Genomic DNA, 15,761 nt, shown 5'->3' on the forward strand with positions numbered 1-15,761 from the left:
CAGACTCAAGGCTGCAGCCAGCAAACTCAGCCCGTCCGGCGTTTGAGGACGCGCCCGCAGGGCGCCCCGCGGCAACGGACCTCAGCCAGGTGCGCCCCCCAATTCTCAGCTCGCCCTCAGAAACGTTGGCTAGCCTGCCGCGTAGCGAAAAGAGGAGGTTTCGCCCATGGGTCGTGGAGCGTACGCACTGGCACGAGTGGCCGTCATCGTCAGGGCACCGGCCCCGTGGCTGTGGTGGTCCGGGCTGTTGGGGGCGGCCGTGGGCGCCCTCGTGCCGGGGTTCACCGGCCGCCGCATCGGCCTTCTCGCCGGGGCGGCCCTCTTCCTGATCGTGGCGGCGGCCGTGTTCGCGGCCCGCCGCGGCCGGTACCGGGAGCTCGCCGGCGGCGCGTCCCGGGCGGGCAGGTCCGTCTTCCTGCAGGACCGGCACGTGACCGTGCGCAACTGGCGGCGCGCGCACCGCTGGTGGCTGCTGCTCGCCTTCCTCGCGGCCGTCGGCTCGTCGTTCGCCGTGCCGTCCGCCGCCGGTCTGGCGCTGGCGGGCGCCGGTGCGGGCCTGTGGGCGAAGTCGATGTGGCTGGGCGGGCTGGAGCGCGGCAACGACTCCCTGCTGTGGGTGCGCACCGAGTGGGCGAAGGCCAGCCCCGTCGCCAAGGGCGTGAGCGGCTACCTGGCCACCGGGCTCGCCGCGGGCGACGCGCTGCCCGGCGGCGCCCGGCGCAAGGGCCCGGCGGTCAGCGCAGCGCGCTGAGTTCCGCGACGTGCGAGGCACCGCTCTCGGCGACCACCTCGTCGAGGGTCTGCGGGCGGCGCACGGTGACGAACCGCGTCTGACCTTCTGCCGACGCGTGGCCGTAAACCCCCGGCCGGGGCAGAGAGTTGTACGCGAAGTGGTTCGAGAAGTAGTACGCGCCGGTGTCGAGCAGTGCCACGTGGTCGCCCGGCTCCAGTGGCGGCAGGGGCCGGTCCACGGCGACCAGGTCGCCCGCGAAGCAGCACGGACCCGCGACCGTCTGCGGCACCGGCGCGCCCGCCTTGGGCCGCCCCTGCGCGTCGTACGCCCGCACCCGCAGCGGCCACGACTCGGGCGCGAAGACCGTGCGCGTGGCGACCTGGGCGCCCGCGTGCGTCACCGCGATCCGCCGGCCGCCCGCCGACTTGGTGTACTCCACGCGCGCCAGCACCGCGCCGCTCTTGGCGAGCAGTGAGCGCCCGAACTCCGTCACCAGTCCGTACCGCCCGTCGAACAGCCCCGGCACGGTGGCCGCGAGCAGCCGCGCGTACTCCTCGAAGGTCGGGGTGACCGCGTCGGACGCGAAGTTGACGGGCAGCCCGCCGCCGATGTCCACCGTCCGCACCTGCCGCCGTCCCACGGCCCGGTTGATCTCCTCCGCCAGTTCGTACGCGGCCCGTACGCCCTCCGCCAGCAGGGGCGGCGGGCAGCCCTGCGAGCCGACGTGCGCGTGCAGCCGCGTCAGCCAGGGCCGGGCCGCGAAGGCGCCGACCAGCCACTCGCGTGCCCCCGCGTCGCGCAGCGCCACCCCGAACTTCGAGTTCTCCGCGGCGGTGCTCAGCGCGCCGATCGCGCCCGCGCCGACCTGCGGGTTGACGCGGACGCCCAGGGACGACGCGGTCGGCGCCTCCGCGGTGAGCCGGTCCAGCCGGGCCAGTTCCTCCCGGCTGTCGGCGTTGACCGCGACGCCGAGCGCGAGCGCCTCGCGCAGCTCCGGGACCGTCTTGGCCGGGGAGTCCAGCACGGTGCGGCCCGGCGGCACCCCGGCGGCCCGCGCCAGCGCGAGTTCCCCCGGACTGGCCACCTCGCAGCCCAGCCCCTCGTCGGCGAGCAGCCGCAGGACGGGCACCAGGGGTGCGGCCTTCACGGCGAACGTGTGCAGCGCCCCCGGCGGGAAGGCGGCGCGCAGGGCACCCGCGGCGGCCCTGATGCCCCGCACGTCGAGCAGCCCGACGACCGGGTTCTCCGGGCCGATGAGGCGCTGTGCCACGGCGGCTTGAACGGGGATGTCCACGGGAGCTCCCTGCCTGGTACACGTCTGGGGCCGGAGCCTCAGTCTCGGGAAAGGGGCGGGCGGGGGGAAGGACCGGCGGGCTCCGCCTGTTGACTGACGCTATTCACTGCCACAAGATGTGAAGTGTTCTATTCAATGGTTCTCTTCAGACCCTTCAGATCGATGGTTCTCTTCGGAGCGCCGCCAGGGAGGCAGGGCCCATGTCCGGACCGCGACCCGTCCGAGCACCGCGAGGCACACAGCTGAGCACCCGGGGATGGCAGCAGGAAGCCGCCCTGCGCATGCTGCAGAACAACCTCGACCCCGAGGTCGCCGAGCACCCGGACAAGCTGGTCGTCTACGGCGGTACCGGCAAGGCGGCCCGCGACTGGCGCTCCTTCGACGCCATGGTCCGCACCCTGCAGACCCTGAAGCAGGACGAGACGATGCTCGTCCAGTCCGGCCGCCCGGTCGGCGTGATGCAGACGCACGAGTGGGCCCCGCGCGTCCTCATCGCCAACTCCAACCTCGTCGGCGACTGGGCGAACTGGGAGGAGTTCCGCCGCCTGGAGGCCCTCGGGCTGACCATGTACGGCCAGATGACGGCCGGTTCCTGGATCTACATCGGCACCCAGGGCATCCTCCAGGGCACCTACGAGACCTTCGCCGCGGTCGCCGCGAAGAAGTTCGGCGGCACCCTCGCCGGAACGATCACCCTGACCGCGGGCCTCGGCGGCATGGGCGGCGCCCAGCCGCTCGCCGTCACCATGAACGACGGCGTCGCCCTCTGCATCGACTGCGACCCGCGCGCCATCGAGCGCCGCATCGAGCACCGCTACCTCGACGTCAAGGCCGACTCCCTCGACCACGCCCTCCAGCTCGCGGTCGAGGCGCGCGACGCCCGCCGCCCGCTGTCGATCGGCGTCCTCGGCAACGCGGCCGACCTGGTGCCGCAGCTGCTCGCGATGAACGCCCCCATCGACATCGTCACCGACCAGACGAGCGCGCACGACCCGCTCGCCTACCTGCCGCAGGGCGTCTCCTTCGACGAGATGGCCTCCTACGCGGCGGAGAAGCCCGCCGACTTCACCCAGCGCGCCCGCGAGTCGATGGCCCGTCATGTCGAGGCCATGGTCGGCTTCATGGACGCCGGGGCCGAGGTCTTCGACTACGGCAACTCCATCCGCGGCGAGGCGCAGCTCGCGGGCTACGACCGGGCCTTCGCGTTCCCCGGCTTCGTGCCCGCCTACATCCGCCCGCTGTTCTGCGAGGGCAAGGGCCCCTTCCGCTGGGCGGCGCTGTCCGGCGACCCCAAGGACATCCACAGGACCGACAAGGCGATCCTCGACCTCTTCCCGGAGAACGAGTCGCTCGCGCGCTGGATCAAGATGGCGCAGGAGCGCGTCCACTTCCAGGGCCTCCCGGCCCGCATCTGCTGGCTCGGCTACGGCGAGCGCGACCGCGCCGGCGAGCGCTTCAACGACATGGTCGCCTCCGGCGAACTGTCCGCGCCGATCGTCATCGGCCGCGACCACCTCGACTGCGGCTCGGTGGCCTCCCCGTACCGCGAGACCGAGGCCATGCTCGACGGCTCCGACGCGATCGCCGACTGGCCGCTGCTGAACGCGATGGTCAACGTGGCCTCGGGCGCCTCCTGGGTCTCCCTGCACCACGGCGGCGGCGTCGGCATGGGCCGCTCCATCCACGCGGGCCAGGTCACCGTCGCCGACGGCACGGCCCTCGCGGGCGAGAAGATCCGCCGCGTCCTCACCAACGACCCGGGCATGGGCGTCATCCGCCACGTCGACGCGGGTTACGACATCGCGGAATCGGTGGCCGCGGACCGCGGGGTGCGCATCCCGATGCGCGAGGGTGACCAGGCGTGACGCACTCTTCTCCGGAGCAGCGCCCCGACAGGGGCGCGGGGAGCGGCGCGGCCGGCCATGAACGGCCCGCAGTCGCCGACCGTGCCCAGGAGGCACCCCGGCGGGCGGGCTCCCACGGCCCCGCAGGGCCGTCGTTCCACGAGATGTGGCGCGACCTCGCGCCTATCGGGCGGAACCCCGAATCCGGCGGATACAGACGCTATGCCTGGACGGACGCCGACACCGACTGCCGTGCCTGGTTCCGGGCACAGGCGGAGTCCAGGGGCCTCACCTACGAGCAGGACCGCAACGGCAACCAATGGGCCTGGCTGGGCGACCCCACGGCCGCCGACGCCGTCGTCACCGGCTCCCACCTGGACTCCGTCCCCGACGGCGGCGCCTTCGACGGCCCCCTCGGCGTCGTGTCGTCCTTCGCCGCCCTCGACGAGCTCCGCGACCGCGGCGCGCGGCCGACCCGCCCCCTCGCCATCGTCAACTTCGGTGACGAGGAAGGCGCCCGCTTCGGCCTCGCCTGCGTGGGGTCGCGCCTCACGGCGGGGCAGCTCACCGTGGCCAAGGCGCACGAGCTGCGCGACGCGGACGGCATCTCCCTGACGCAGGCCATGGAGCGCGCCGGATACGACCCGGAGACCATCGGCCCCGACCCCGAGCGCCTCGCCCGTATCAGCGCGTTCGTCGAGCTGCACGTCGAACAGGGCCGGGCACTGGCCGACACGGACCACTCCGTGGGCATCGCCTCGGCGATCTGGCCGCACGGCCGCTGGCGGTTCGACTTCCACGGCGAGGCCAACCACGCGGGCACCACCCGTATCGAGGACCGCCGCGACCCGATGCTCACCTACGCCAATACGGTCCTCGCCGCCCGGAAGAAGGCCCGCCTCGCCGGTGCCCTCGCCACCTTCGGCAAGGTCGCCGTCGAGCCGAACGGCGTCAACGCCATCCCCTCCCTCGTCCGCGGCTGGCTGGACTCCCGCGCCGCCGACCAGGACACCCTCGACCTCGTGATCGCCGAGATCGAGAAGGCGGCGGCGGAGCGCGGCGAGCGCGACGGCGTCGACGTCCGGGTGACCCGCGAGTCGTTCACCCCCGTCGTCGAATTCGAACACGCCCTGCGCGACGAGATCGGCAGGATCCTGGCCAAGGGCGGGCCCGGGGACGTCCCCGTTCTCGGTACGGGCGCGGGACACGACGCCGGAATCCTCTCCGGAGCCATCCCGACCGCCATGCTGTTCGTACGCAACCCCACGGGGGTCTCCCACTCGCCCGCCGAGACGGCGGCGGAGGACGACTGCCTGGCCGGGGTGACCGCACTCGCCGATGTACTGGAGGGCCTGGCGTGTCGCTGACGAGGCAGACCTACTGGGCGGAGCACGCACTCCTCGACACCGGGGTGGAGCCCGGAGTCGTCGTGGAGACCGGTGCGGACGGCCGGATCGCGGCCGTCCGCACCGGGGCCGTGACCCCGCCCCCCGGCGCGGTGTCCCTGCGCGGGCTCACCCTCCCCGGGCTCGCCAACGCCCACAGCCACGCCTTCCACCGGGCCCTGCGCGGCGTCGTCCAGGCGGGCCGCGCCACCGGCGGCCGGGCCACGGCACAGGGTGACGAGCACGCGCCCGGCAACTTCTGGACCTGGCGCGAGGTCATGTACGGCGTCGCCGACCGGCTCACCCCCGAGTCCTACTACGCGCTCGCCCGCGCCACCTACGCCGAGATGGCCCTCGCCGGGATCACCGCCGTGGGGGAGTTCCACTACCTCCACCACGGCCCCGGCGGCGTCCACTACGGCGAGCCCAACGCCATGGGCGAGGCCCTGATCAAGGCCGCCGCCGACGCGGGCATCCGCATCACCCTCCTCGACACCTGCTACCTCTCCTCCGGCTTCGGCGCCGAGCCCAGCAAGCACCAGCTCCGCTTCAGCGACGGCACCGCCGACGCGTGGGCGGAGCGCGCCGCCGAGCTCAAGGGCGACGGGAACACCCGGATCGGCGCGGCCATCCACTCCGTGCGCGCCGTGCCCGTCGACCAACTGGCCACCGTCGCCGCCTGGGCGCGGGAGCGCGAGGCCCCGCTGCACGTCCACCTCTCCGAGCAGACCGCCGAGAACGACGCCTGCGTCGAGGCGCACGGCTTCACCCCCACCGCGCTGCTCTCGGACCACGGCGTCCTCGGACCGCGCACCACGGCCGTCCACGCCACCCACCTCACCCCGGGCGACATCCGCCTCCTCGGTCACTCGGGCACCGGTATCTGCATGTGCCCGACCACGGAGCGGGACCTGGCCGACGGCATCGGCCCCGCCCTCAAACTCCAGCACGCGGGCTCCCCGCTCTCCCTCGGCAGCGACAGCCACGCCGTCATCGACATCCTCGAAGAGGCGCGCGCCATGGAGCTGGACGAGCGGCTGCACACCCACACCCGCGGCCACTGGACGGCGGCCCAACTGCTGCGCGCCGCCACGGCGGACGGCCACGCGGCCCTCGGCTGGGACGAGGCGGGCCACATCCGGCCGGGCGCGCTCGCCGACCTCACCACCATCGCGCTGGACTCGGTGCGCACCGCGGGCCCGCCGCCCCGGCTCGCCGCCGAGACGGCCGTATTCGCGGCGACCAACGCGGATGTCCGGGACACGGTCGTCGGTGGCCGCCACATCGTGCGGGACGGTGGCCATCAGCTCGTACCGGACGTGCCGGGTGCTCTGGCCGAGGCCATTGCTGTTTTGCACGACTGAGGCACCGTTCGCCTCTTGCCCGCCGTCGCCTCCCCCAGACTCCGTCCGGGAGGTGCTCCCAGCGGCGGGGGCGGCCTGCGGCCGCGTCCTCAATCGCCGGACGGGCTGGATTTGCCGGCCGTAGTCCACGACCTCGGGCAATCCAGCCCGTCCTGGGGGCACCTCCTGGGGGTCCCCCCGGACGGAGTCCGGGGGAGGTAGCTGGGGGAGATTGAGGACAAGCGGCGGAGCCGCTTCGGGACCCGCACCCGACAACGCACAATCGCCACAACCGCCCGTAGCCGAAGGAGACCGTTCGCCCATGGCGACCACGGTGATCACGAACATCAGCAGCCTCGTCACCAATGACCCCTCCCTCGGCGAAGGCCCCCTCGGTCTGGTCCAGGACGCGGCCGTCGTCGTCGACGGCGACCGCGTGGCCTGGGTCGGTGCGTCGAGCAAAGCACCGGCCACTGACAATCGCGTCGACGCCGAGGGCCGGTCCGCCCTCCCCGGCTTCGTCGACTCCCACTCCCACCTGGTCTTCGCGGGCGACCGCACCGCCGAGTTCAACGCCCGTATGTCCGGGCAGAGCTACAGCGCGGGCGGCATCCGCACCACCGTCGCCGCCACCCGCGCCGCGAGCGACGAGGCGCTGGAGGCCAACCTCCTCCGCCACATACGGGAGGCGCTGCGCCAGGGCACCACCACCCTGGAGACCAAGTCCGGCTACGGCCTCACCGTCGAGGACGAGGCCCGCGCCCTGCGGATCGCCGCCGCCCACACCGACGAGGTCACCTACCTCGGCGCCCACATCGTCTCCCCGGACTACGCCGACGACCCCGCCGCGTACGTCGACCTCGTCACCGGCCCGATGCTCGACGCCTGTGCCCCGCACGCCCGTTGGGTCGACGTGTTCTGCGAGCGGGGCGCCTTCGACGGCGACCAGGCCCGGACGATCCTCACCGCCGGAGCCGCGCGCGGGCTGATCCCCCGCGTCCACGCCAACCAGCTCACCCACGGCCCCGGCGTCCAGCTGGCCGTCGAGCTGGGCGCCGCCTCCGCCGACCACTGCACCCACCTCACCGACGCCGACGTCGACGCCCTCGCCCACGGCGACACCGTGGCGACGCTGCTGCCCGGTGCCGAGTTCTCCACCCGCGCCCAGTGGCCGGACGCGCGCCGCCTGCTCGACGCGGGCGCCACGGTCGCCCTGTCCACGGACTGCAACCCCGGCTCGTCCTACACCAGTTCCATGCCGTTCTGCGTCGCCCTCGCCGTGCGCGACATGGGCATGACCCCCGACGAGGCCGTCTGGTCCGCGACGGCGGGCGGGGCGGCGGCCCTGCGCCGCACCGACATCGGCCGCGTCACCCCCGGCGCCCGCGCCGACCTCGCCCTCCTCGACGCCCCCTCGCACGTCCACCTCGCCTACCGCCCCGGCGTCCCGCTGGTCTCGGCGGTCTGGCGGCGCGGCGTCCGGGAGGTCTGACCCGGGGCCGACCCCCGACCCGGGGTCAGGGTCTCCGTAGGGGACATCCCCTTCGCGATCCTCCTTGGTCATGATCACGTCGAGGCGCGGTGCGGCATACGTTGATGGCACGTCAATGGCACGTCAGCCGATGACCCCGTTCGACCGAGAGGCCCCCGCCGCCATGCGCCGCCGTACCGCCGCCGTTTCCGTCCTGCTCGCCGCCGCGGCGCTCGCCCCCGCCGCGAGCCCCGCGTTCGCCGCGGCGCCCCACGGCCCCGACCGGGCCGCGCTGCAGAAGTCGCTGGACGCCGTCGTCGCCGAGGGCGTGCCCGGTGCGATCGCCGAGGTGCGGGACGGCGACAAGGTCTGGCGCGGCAGCAGCGGCGTCGCCGACCTGGCGGACGGGCGGCGGGCGCAGGCCGGGGACCGGTTCCGGGCCGGCAGTGTGACGAAGAGCTTCGTGTCCACTGTCGTGCTCCAGCTCGTCGCCGAGGGCAAGGCCGGGCTGGACGACCCGATCGGCCGCCACCTGCCGGGCCTCGTCCCCGACGGCACGAACGGCGCGCCCGTCACCGTACGGCAGTTGCTCGGCCACACCAGCGGCATCCCCAACTACACCGATGTCCTGCGGCGCGAGCCCGACCCCATACGGACCCTCCAGCACTCCCACCACACGCCGCGTGAACTCGTCGACATGGCGGTGAAGGAGAAGCGCTCCTTCAACCCCGGCGACCCCGGCAAGTGGGAGTACTCCAACACCAATTACGTGGTCCTCGCCATGCTCATCGAGAAGGCCACGGGCGGCACCCTCGCCCACGAGATCGACCGCCGCATCGTGCGCCCGCTCCACCTCACCGGCACCTCCGTCCCCACGTCCGCCCGCCTGACCGGCCGCCACCTGAACGGCTACGAGAAGATCCCCGGCGAGACCACCACGACGGACTTCACCGACTTCAGCCCCACCGCCTTCTGGGGCCCCGGCAACCTGGTCTCGACCACCACCGACCTCAACCGCTTCTACCGTGCCCTGTCCGGCGGCAAGCTGCTCCCCCCGCACCTGTGGCGCGAGATGAACACCCTCCACGACACGGACCGCGGCCCCGACCGCAAGTACGGCCTGGGCCTGGAGAGCAACACCGGCTACTGCCCCGGCGAACCCGCCGTCTGGGGCCACACCGGCAGCGTCCCCGGCTACAACACGTTCAGCTTCACGACGGCGGACGGCAAGCGGCAGATTTCTCTGGCGCTCAGCATGGATATGTTCAAGACGCCTGAGGCGGACAAGGCGGCGCTGAAGGTGCTGTCGACGGCGCTGTGCCACGGGTGAGTCGTTCCCTCGTACGGGCGATGGCGGAGCGCCGACTTTCGAAGTACTTTCAAAGTCATGGGTGCTGCTGAGAACGCCGCCGTGAACTTCTCCGAGCTGGTGAACAAGAACAAGCAGACGCTGGAGCGGTTGAGGGATTCGCCGCGGCTTCTTCTGCATCGCAGGGACGGGGAGGACCTTGTCCTCACCACGGCGGCACGGGCCGAGCAGGACCAGACCGTGGTCTCAGCCGCCACGCGCATGCTGGCCGCGATCGCGCGGCGAGAGCCCGGCAGTACGGACCTGCTCCTCGACGTACTGCCGGACGCCTTTCCGTGGGTCCGCTTCCTTCCCGAGCCAGATGTCCACGCCTTTGCCGTCGAACTGGTCGACACAATGCGTGCCGCCGACTCCATCGCCAACAGCGCGGCCGTCGCCCAGATGCTTATCGCCTGGCAGCACACCGCCGAGGTCTACTCCGACCCTGACCTGTTGGCCGCCCTGACCGCAGACCATGACGGGGACTACGGCGCGGCGGCGGACCCGAGGGGCGTCGCGGACCACCGGTCGCGGTGACCGCCGGCGCGTTCACCGCCCCCGCCACCCCCGCACCGCGTTCACCTCGGCGAGTCTGGCGCGCAGTACGTCGGTGGTCCGTGCGGGGCGGACGTCGTCCGGTGCGGCTTCCCATTCGCGGCCTCCGCTTTGAGGACGGAGAAAGACGAGCGTCGGTGTCACCGCCATCACCACCCCGACGCGGTCCCTCCGGGTGTCCGTCGCGAGGATTCCGACCTCAAGTGCCGCTGAGTGTCCGTTCGTCGTCATGGCACATGACGCTAGGGAACCGGCCGTCAGCCGGGCAATGGCACTCTCGCCCGGTGGCTCGGGGAAGTGACACGGTGTGTTACATCGGCATGCCGATGGCGTCGGCGAGCGTCCTCATCTCAGGGGTGAGCGTCCTTCTCCGGGCGATCACGCGTCCGAGGATGTCGTGCGCGTAGCGCTGGTTGGGCAGCCACTGCGGGGCCGCGTGCCGGATCGTCTGGAGGACGTCGACGGCCTCCGCGTACTGGCGCGAGCGGACGTGGGCCTCGGCGACGTCGAGGAGGTGGCGGTTGCGGTTGTTCGACGTGGGGCGCAGCCCTCCTGCTGGTGCGCGCTGCGCGAGCTGGAGGACGACGTCCGGGCGGTCGGTGATCATCGCGTTCTCGGCGCGCTTCAGGGTCACGGTCACCGGTCCGAAGGCGCGGAGGAAGTCCTTGTCCGGGGTGAACTCCCGGCCCATTGCCACGGCTGCGGAGTGGGCTAGGCGCAGCGCGTCCTCGGCCTCGTCGGGCCTGTTGTCCCTGATGGACGCGGCGGAGAGGCGCAGCAGGAGCCAGCCCCAGGCGCTCAGTTCGGCCGGGGTGGCGCGCGAGACGCGTGGTTCCACTTCGTCGGCCCACCGGGTGGCGAGCTCGCGGGCCGCGGTGAGCCGTCCCTGTCGTAGCAGCAGCCAGCACTGGGTGCTGACGGTGGCGGCACCGTGCAGACGGTCGGGCGCGTCGTCCAGGGAGCGGTCGAGAGCCGTGCGCGCCGCCGTGAACTGCCGGGTCTGGGTGAGGAGCCATCCGGTCAGCTGCATGACGCGGGCCCGTACGGCTCTTCCGTCCGCACCGTGGCCGGCCAGTCCGTCGGCATCGCGGATCAGGATGGGGAGCACCGACTCCAACTCGGCATACCGGTCACCGGAGAAGAGCGGCAGTGCGGAGTCGAGGGCGGCACGGACACCGGCCACGGTCGGGGGCTCGTCCGGCTCGTCCGGCTTGAGGGTTCGGGCGGCAGGTTCGAGAGCCTGCCGGACGGGTTCCCACCGGCCCGCGGGAGGGAAGTCGCCCTCGCGGTCGTCCGGTTCCGCGAGCAGCCGCGTGGTCGACACCCCCAGGGCCACGGCCAGTTGCCGGGCCGTCTCCAGGCGGGTGTCGTTCCGCTCGCCCTGTTCGAGCTTGCGGATCAGGGAGAGCGATACGCCGGACGCCGCGGCGAGCTCCCGCTGGCTCAGCCCCCGGCGCTTGCGTACGTCGTGAAGCCTCCGGCCGAAATGGGCACCCATGGGTCGAGCGTACGCCCGTCCGCCCGGCCGCCCGGCACAAAAACCAGTGGCGCCCCCGAGCCGCACGGCGCACAGTGGGTGCACATGAGCAATCACATCAATTGGGTCACCCGTGCCGAGACCGACGCCGACGTCGCGGCCGTCCGTGAGGTCGTCCTGGCCGCGTTCGGGACCCCGCTGGAAGCGGATCTCGTGGATGCGCTGCGCGGGGACGAGGCGTGGATCCCGGGGCTGTCGCTGGTCGCGGAGGCGCCGGGGCACGGAGTGGTCGGGCATGCGCTGCTGACGCGGTGCCTCGTCGGCGACGTTCCGGCGCTGGTGCTGGCGCCGGTCGCCGTGCTGCCCGCGTATCAGCGGTCGGGAGCCGGGTCGGCCGTCGTACGGGCGGCGTTGGAGGCCGCGCGGGCCCGGGGCGAGCACATGGTGACCGTGCTGGGGCACCCGGCGTACTACCCGCGCTTCGGGTTCACGCGCGCGTCGGAGTTCGGCATCCGGCCCCCCATGGACGTGCCGGACGAGGCGATGATGGCCCTGTCCCTCGACCCGGACCGCCCGGCGCCGAGCGGCCTGATCCGCTATCCGGCACCGTTCGGCATCGGCATCGGCATCGGCACCGGCACGGACGCCGACTGAGCCGGCGCGCGCCGTCAGCGCAGGATGGCTTCCAGGAACTCGCTGCTGAGGCGGGCCACGGCCATGACGTCCAACTGGTAGTTGACGTACCGGCCGCGCCGTCGCGTCGTGATCAGCCCGGCCTTCTTCAGCACGCCCAGATGGCGTGAGACCTCGGGCGCGCTGATGCCCAGGATGCCGGCCAGCTCCCCCGTGGTGTGCGGGGCGCGGGCCGTGCTCCGGCACAGCTGGATCCGGATGGGGTGGGCCAGGGCCTCCAGGCGCAGCTTGAGGAGTTCGACGGAGGCGGGCGCGGGAAGTTCGGGGGAGCCGACCGGGTAGTGGACGACCGGACGCCAGCCGGGCCGGTGCAGGACCATCAGGTGCGGCCAGCCCAACCGCGACGGCACGAACGTCAGGCCCGCCCCCACGCCGGGGGCGACCGCCGTCGCGTGTCCCTCGGCCAGTTTGTCGACCCGGATGCGCGTGCCGTCGTCCTCCAGGGAGAGCGCGGGCGAGACCGAGGTCAGAGCTTCGCCCAGCCCCTTGCGGCGCAGCAGCTCCGTCTTGTGCCGGGCGTCGGCGGACAGCGTGGGCCCGGACTCCCGCCAGAGGTCCGCGAAGAAGGCGTCGTCGCAGTCCTCCAGCAGGCGGCGCACCCAGGCGCGTACGGAGGCGGGGTCCTTCAGCAGCCGCCCGGCGAAGTGCAGTTGCCTGGGGCCGCGGGCGGTGGCGAGCTCCAGTGTCCTGGTGCGGGTGGCGGGATCGTCGAGCGGTGACGGGCCGCCCGTGTCGTACGACGCGAGGCAGGCGAACTCCAGGGCGGTGGTGACGAACTGTTCGTCGTCCAGCCCGTCCAGCTGCTCCAGTTCGTCGGCGAGCGTCCTCCCCGTCCTGCCGTCACCGCCGCGCAGTCCGGCGTACGGCATGAAGAGGTCCGAGAACGTGTGCCGCCACAGGAAGTCCGCTTCGCGCAGCCGTTCGGCGAGATCCTGCGGGAGTGCGGTGGCCGTCGCGGTCGCCCAGCCGGCCGCTCCGGGGTGGTGGCCGGGCTCGGACAGCACGTGCAGCGCGATGCACAGCTCGGCCAGCGGCGACGTCTCGAAGACGATCCCCTCGGGAGGCAGGCCGGCGATGTCGATGATCACGCTCATGGGGTCATGATGCCGGGTTCCGCCGGGCGGGGCGGCGCGGATTGACGCCGGCTGCGAATCGGGGGCCCGCGCCCCGGGTCCGGCCCCGGGGCGCGCGGAGGCGGTGCTCCGGGTGCTCACTCATCGGCGAGGAGCGCCCGCCGCAGCCGTACCAGCGTGCGGGAGAGCAGCCGTGAGACGTGCATCTGGGAGATGCCGAGCTCCTCGCCGATCTCCGACTGCGTCATGTTGGCGACGAAGCGCAGGGAGAGGATCTTCCGGTCGCGCGGCCGGAGTTCGGCGATCAGCGGCCGGAGGGACTCGACGTACTCGATGCCCTCCAGGCCGTGGTCCTCGTAGCCGATGCGGGCGGCCAGGGTGCCCTCCGCCTCGTCGTCGTCGGGCTGGGCGTCGAGCGAGCTCGCGGTGTACGCGTTGCTCGCGGCCATGCCCTCGACGACCTCCTCCTCGGAGAGCCCGAGCCGCTCGGCGAGTTCGCCCACCGTGGGGGAGCGGTCGAGCTGTTGCGTCAGCTCGTCGCGCGCCTTGGTGAGGTCGATCCGGAGCTCCTGCAGCCGCCGCGGCACGCGCACGGACCAACTGGTGTCACGGAAGAACCGCTTGATCTCGCCGATGATCGTCGGCATCGCGAAGGTGGGGAACTCGACGCCCCTGCTGAGCTCGAACCGGTCGATGGCCTTGATCAGGCCGATGGTGCCGACCTGGACGATGTCCTCCATCGGCTCGCTGCGGGTACGGAACCGGGAGGCGGCGAACCGCACGAGGGCCAGGTTGAGTTCGACCAGCGTGTTGCGGACGTAGGCGTACTCGTGGGTGCCCTCCTCCAGCTCCGCGAGGCGGGCGAAGAGGGTCTTGGACAGGGCCCGCGCATCGCCCGGCCCCACCTGGTCGTACGGTGGTATCTCGGGGAGCCCGGTGCAGGGGGGCTCGTGCTGCTGCGGGGACGGGGCCGTCCGCTGGGACGGGATCGTCGACGGCGCGGTCTCCCGAGGGGATCCGGTGCGCGGTACGTCGAGCCGGGGTGACATGGTCTCCTCCATCATTCTCGGCATATGGCCGCCGATGCCTTGATGTCGTGCTGCGGTTTGCGGCGCCTCCGAAGCCGTCCGTGGTGGATGTCCTCTTCTAGCCCTATCGGTCCTGCCCACCTCATGGCAAGTCCGGGTTGTCCGACTATGTCGGTAAATAACGGATGTTCGGCTACCGGACGCCGTATCGAAGGCGTAGTGTTCTGACCGTCCACGCAAGCAACCGGGAAGGGATGCGCATGGACCGCGGGATGGTCGGCAACGCCAACAGGGGCCGGCTGAAGGTAGAGGTCCGGCGCCACGGAGCCAGTGCGGTCGTGACGCCGGCGGGTGAGCTCGATCACCACACGGCGGAGCTGCTGCGCGCCCCTCTGGAACGGTGCGTCGACGAGATCAGCGCGCGTGTGGTCGTGGACTGCTCGAAGCTGGAGTTCTGCGACTCCACCGGGCTCAATGTGCTGCTCGGCGCCAGGCTGGCCGCCGAGGCCGCGGGCGGGGGCATCCACCTCGCCGCGATGCGGCCGGTCGTCGCCCGGGTCTTCGAGATCACCGGCGCCGAGGCCGTCTTCACCGTGCACGACTCCCTCGATACGGCCGTCGCCGAGTGACACGCGTCACCGCCACCGCCGCCCGCCCCTGACGCCAGGGTTGTCCGCGTCACAGGGGCCCCGCCGAAGAAGTGGGTGTTCCCGCCGATCGGTCGGGCAGGAGTCTGCTGAATATGTTCCTTTCGATGTGCCTTGTATCCATCAAACTCTGAGTCGGTGAATCGGTGAGGTGAAGCGCTGATGAGCACCACCCGGCCGTACCCGCCACCGGGTGAGCCCGGTCCGGACGCGGACGGCGCCGTCTCCGACGCCATGCCGCCTCCCGCGGCGCAGGTCCGCCGGCTCCACCTCGTCGGGGCCAGCGGCGCCGTGCCCCGCTCCCGTGACTTCACCCGCCAGGCGCTCCAGGACTGGGGCTGGCTGCCGGCCGTCACCGCCGACCACCGCGCGGCCGCCGAGGACGTCCTGCTGGTCGTCTCCGAACTGGTCACCAACGCCTGCCTGCACGCCGACGGCCCCGAGGAACTGCGCGTGAGCCACGTGGGCAAGGTGCTGCGGCTGGAGGTCGTCGACCTCGGCGCGGGCACGCCGGCCCCGCGCACCCCGCACCGGGCCGGGCGCCCCGGCGGGCACGGCATGTTCATCGTCCAGCGGCTCTGTCTGGACTGGGGAGTCGTACGGAATCCGGGCGGGGCCGGCAAGACGGTCTGGGCGGAGCTCGCGGCTCCGGCGTAGTGGCTCGCCGTCTCGCTCCCGCCCGCCCACCCTTTGCTCCGGCCTGCGGGCCGGTTCGTGCCTGCGGCGGGCTTTTTCCCCTACCCGCCCCTTCCCGAAACTGGGGGCAAGCCCCCAGACCCCCGCAACACGGCTTCGCCGCGTTGTCCTCAAACGCCGGACGGGCTGAATTTCGCGGCCCGCAGTCTCAAGGCCACGGTCCGCACATTCAGC

The 15,761-nt window shown here is 72.6% G+C and carries 14 protein-coding genes; 10 read left to right on the forward strand and 4 right to left on the reverse strand.

From position 1 onward, the window contains the following. Positions 1-166: 166 nt before the first annotated feature. Positions 167-751, forward strand: a complete 585-nt coding sequence (locus ACWD4A_RS29640; RefSeq protein WP_451198629.1) for a hypothetical protein — start codon at positions 167-169, stop codon at positions 749-751. Here ACWD4A_RS29640 and ACWD4A_RS29645 read toward each other — a convergent pair. Next, positions 735-2,027: a diaminopimelate decarboxylase gene (locus ACWD4A_RS29645; protein WP_451198630.1), complete on the reverse strand. Its 1,293-nt coding sequence runs from the start codon at positions 2,025-2,027 to the stop codon at positions 735-737. The genes ACWD4A_RS29640 and ACWD4A_RS29645 overlap by 17 nt on opposite strands. Positions 2,028-2,227: 200 nt before the next feature. Between ACWD4A_RS29645 and hutU the strand changes: the two genes are divergently transcribed. The 6 genes from hutU to ACWD4A_RS29675 all read left to right on the forward strand — a co-directional run bounded on the left by hutU (position 2,228) and on the right by ACWD4A_RS29675 (position 9,955). Then, positions 2,228-3,892: a urocanate hydratase gene (hutU, locus tag ACWD4A_RS29650; protein WP_451198632.1), complete on the forward strand. Its 1,665-nt coding sequence runs from the start codon at positions 2,228-2,230 to the stop codon at positions 3,890-3,892. 143 nt (positions 3,893-4,035) lie between these two features. Continuing rightward, positions 4,036-5,238 (forward strand): allantoate amidohydrolase, encoded by a 1,203-nt coding sequence (locus ACWD4A_RS29655; protein WP_451198650.1) that lies wholly within the window; start codon positions 4,036-4,038, stop codon positions 5,236-5,238. Further along, a complete protein-coding gene (locus tag ACWD4A_RS29660) occupies positions 5,229-6,620 on the forward strand; it encodes a formimidoylglutamate deiminase (protein WP_451198634.1) in 1,392 nt (463 codons plus the stop codon). The genes ACWD4A_RS29655 and ACWD4A_RS29660 overlap by 10 nt, the downstream gene beginning before the upstream one ends. Positions 6,621-6,921: 301 nt before the next feature. Then, the gene (gene hutI / locus ACWD4A_RS29665; RefSeq protein ID WP_451198636.1) at positions 6,922-8,091 is read left to right on the forward strand and encodes an imidazolonepropionase; all 1,170 of its coding nucleotides are present in this window, start codon (positions 6,922-6,924) and stop codon (positions 8,089-8,091) included. 115 nt (positions 8,092-8,206) lie between these two features. After that, a complete protein-coding gene (locus tag ACWD4A_RS29670; protein ID WP_451198637.1) occupies positions 8,207-9,400 on the forward strand; it encodes a serine hydrolase domain-containing protein in 1,194 nt (397 codons plus the stop codon). A gap of 57 nt (positions 9,401-9,457) precedes the next feature. Further along, positions 9,458-9,955, forward strand: coding sequence for a hypothetical protein (locus ACWD4A_RS29675; RefSeq protein WP_451198639.1), 498 nt, complete (start codon positions 9,458-9,460; stop codon positions 9,953-9,955). A gap of 328 nt (positions 9,956-10,283) precedes the next feature. Here the strand turns inward: ACWD4A_RS29675 and ACWD4A_RS29680 are convergent, their stop codons facing one another. After that, positions 10,284-11,471 carry a helix-turn-helix domain-containing protein gene (locus ACWD4A_RS29680; protein ID WP_451198640.1) on the reverse strand — a complete coding sequence of 396 codons (1,188 nt, stop codon included), beginning with the start codon at positions 11,469-11,471 and terminating at the stop codon, positions 10,284-10,286. Positions 11,472-11,555: 84 nt separating this feature from the next. Here ACWD4A_RS29680 and ACWD4A_RS29685 point away from each other — a divergent pair, with 84 nt between their 5' ends. Beyond that, on the forward strand, positions 11,556-12,104 hold the full coding sequence (locus ACWD4A_RS29685) for a GNAT family N-acetyltransferase (protein WP_451198642.1): 549 nt from the start codon (positions 11,556-11,558) through the stop codon (positions 12,102-12,104). 14 nt (positions 12,105-12,118) lie between these two features. On the opposite strand, the gene ACWD4A_RS29690 is transcribed toward ACWD4A_RS29685, so the two are convergent. Beyond that, positions 12,119-13,237 carry a DUF5937 family protein gene (locus tag ACWD4A_RS29690; protein ID WP_451198644.1) on the reverse strand — a complete coding sequence of 373 codons (1,119 nt, stop codon included), beginning with the start codon at positions 13,235-13,237 and terminating at the stop codon, positions 12,119-12,121. A gap of 116 nt (positions 13,238-13,353) precedes the next feature. Next, positions 13,354-14,265 carry an RNA polymerase sigma factor SigF gene (locus ACWD4A_RS29695; RefSeq protein WP_451198646.1) on the reverse strand — a complete coding sequence of 304 codons (912 nt, stop codon included), beginning with the start codon at positions 14,263-14,265 and terminating at the stop codon, positions 13,354-13,356. A 239-nt stretch (positions 14,266-14,504) separates the two neighbouring features. Between ACWD4A_RS29695 and ACWD4A_RS29700 the strand changes: the two genes are divergently transcribed. Together ACWD4A_RS29700 and ACWD4A_RS29705 are read left to right on the forward strand one after the other, a co-directional pair. Further along, a complete protein-coding gene (locus tag ACWD4A_RS29700; RefSeq protein ID WP_451198647.1) occupies positions 14,505-14,873 on the forward strand; it encodes an STAS domain-containing protein in 369 nt (122 codons plus the stop codon). 180 nt (positions 14,874-15,053) lie between these two features. Further along, positions 15,054-15,548 (forward strand): ATP-binding protein, encoded by a 495-nt coding sequence (locus ACWD4A_RS29705; RefSeq protein ID WP_451198649.1) that lies wholly within the window; start codon positions 15,054-15,056, stop codon positions 15,546-15,548. Positions 15,549-15,761 lie beyond the last annotated feature (213 nt).

This window comes from Streptomyces sp. NPDC002537, assembly GCF_053594975.1.

Excerpts from the sequence above, each read along its gene's own strand:
- ACWD4A_RS29675 (WP_451198639.1), top strand. The coding sequence starts at position 9,458 with ATGGGTGCTGCTGAGAACGCCGCCGTGAACTTCTCCGAGCTGGTGAAC.
- ACWD4A_RS29685 (WP_451198642.1), top strand. The coding sequence starts at position 11,556 with ATGAGCAATCACATCAATTGGGTCACCCGTGCCGAGACCGACGCCGAC.
- ACWD4A_RS29640 (WP_451198629.1), top strand. The coding sequence starts at position 167 with ATGGGTCGTGGAGCGTACGCACTGGCACGAGTGGCCGTCATCGTCAGG.
- ACWD4A_RS29700 (WP_451198647.1), top strand. The coding sequence starts at position 14,505 with ATGGACCGCGGGATGGTCGGCAACGCCAACAGGGGCCGGCTGAAGGTA.
- ACWD4A_RS29695 (WP_451198646.1), bottom strand. The coding sequence starts at position 14,265 with ATGTCACCCCGGCTCGACGTACCGCGCACCGGATCCCCTCGGGAGACC.
- ACWD4A_RS29690 (WP_451198644.1), bottom strand. The coding sequence starts at position 13,237 with ATGAGCGTGATCATCGACATCGCCGGCCTGCCTCCCGAGGGGATCGTC.
- hutU (WP_451198632.1), top strand. The coding sequence starts at position 2,228 with ATGTCCGGACCGCGACCCGTCCGAGCACCGCGAGGCACACAGCTGAGC.
- ACWD4A_RS29680 (WP_451198640.1), bottom strand. The coding sequence starts at position 11,471 with ATGGGTGCCCATTTCGGCCGGAGGCTTCACGACGTACGCAAGCGCCGG.
- ACWD4A_RS29670 (WP_451198637.1), top strand. The coding sequence starts at position 8,207 with ATGGCACGTCAGCCGATGACCCCGTTCGACCGAGAGGCCCCCGCCGCC.
- ACWD4A_RS29705 (WP_451198649.1), top strand. The coding sequence starts at position 15,054 with ATGAGCACCACCCGGCCGTACCCGCCACCGGGTGAGCCCGGTCCGGAC.
- ACWD4A_RS29655 (WP_451198650.1), top strand. The coding sequence starts at position 4,036 with ATGTGGCGCGACCTCGCGCCTATCGGGCGGAACCCCGAATCCGGCGGA.
- hutI (WP_451198636.1), top strand. The coding sequence starts at position 6,922 with ATGGCGACCACGGTGATCACGAACATCAGCAGCCTCGTCACCAATGAC.